This window comes from Psychrobacter sp. TB20-MNA-CIBAN-0197, from assembly GCF_040309765.1.
GTDB lineage: Bacteria > Pseudomonadota > Gammaproteobacteria > Pseudomonadales > Moraxellaceae > Psychrobacter > Psychrobacter submarinus.
In genome coordinates this window covers 1-973 of sequence record NZ_JBEOPC010000073.1, presented here as the reverse complement: position 1 = coordinate 973, position 973 = coordinate 1, and the positions used below count along the sequence as shown (strand labels likewise).

General features: G+C 51.1%; 1 rRNA gene. It reads right to left on the bottom strand.

The window, feature by feature from the left end:
• Positions 1 to 78 precede the first annotated feature (78 nt).
• Positions 79 to 973 (bottom strand): 16S ribosomal RNA (locus tag AAEY83_RS12680); the annotation flags it as partial.

The window sequence follows — 973 nt, the reverse complement described above, 5'->3', positions numbered from 1 at the left end:
CTTTATACAATAAGGCTTATAAACAATCTAAACTAAAGAACAACTTGTTGTGAATTCTTGCTGAGCGAATGCCGTCTATAAGGAGGTGATCCAGCCGCAGGTTCCCCTACGGCTACCTTGTTACGACTTCACCCCAGTCATCAACCACACCGTGGTGATCGCCCTCACTAAGTTAGGCTAACCACTTCTGGTGCAATCAACTCCCATGGTGTGACGGGCGGTGTGTACAAGGCCCGGGAACGTATTCACCGCGGCATTCTGATCCGCGATTACTAGCGATTCCTACTTCATGGAGTCGAGTTGCAGACTCCAATCTGGACTACGATAGGCTTTGAAAGATTCGCATCACATCGCTGTGTAGCTGCCCTCTGTACCTACCATTGTAGCACGTGTGTAGCCCTGGTCGTAAGGGCCATGATGACTTGACGTCGTCCCCGCCTTCCTCCAGTTTGTCACTGGCAGTATCCTTAGAGTTCCCGGCTTAACCCGCTGGTAACTAAGGACAAGGGTTGCGCTCGTTGCGGGACTTAACCCAACATCTCACGACACGAGCTGACGACAGCCATGCAGCACCTGTATTCTAATTCCCGAAGGCACTCCCGCATCTCTGCAGGATTCTAGATATGTCAAGACCAGGTAAGGTTCTTCGCGTTGCATCGAATTAAACCACATGCTCCACCGCTTGTGCGGGCCCCCGTCAATTCATTTGAGTTTTAACCTTGCGGCCGTACTCCCCAGGCGGTCTACTTATTGCGTTAGCTGCGTCACTAAGTCCTCAAGGGACCCAACGACTAGTAGACATCGTTTACGGCGTGGACTACCAGGGTATCTAATCCTGTTTGCTACCCACGCTTTCGAACCTCAGTGTCAATATGATGCCAGAAGGCTGCCTTCGCCATCGGTATTCCTCCAGATCTCTACGCATTTCACCGCTACACCTGGAATTCTACCTTCCTCTCACCTATTCTAGCCT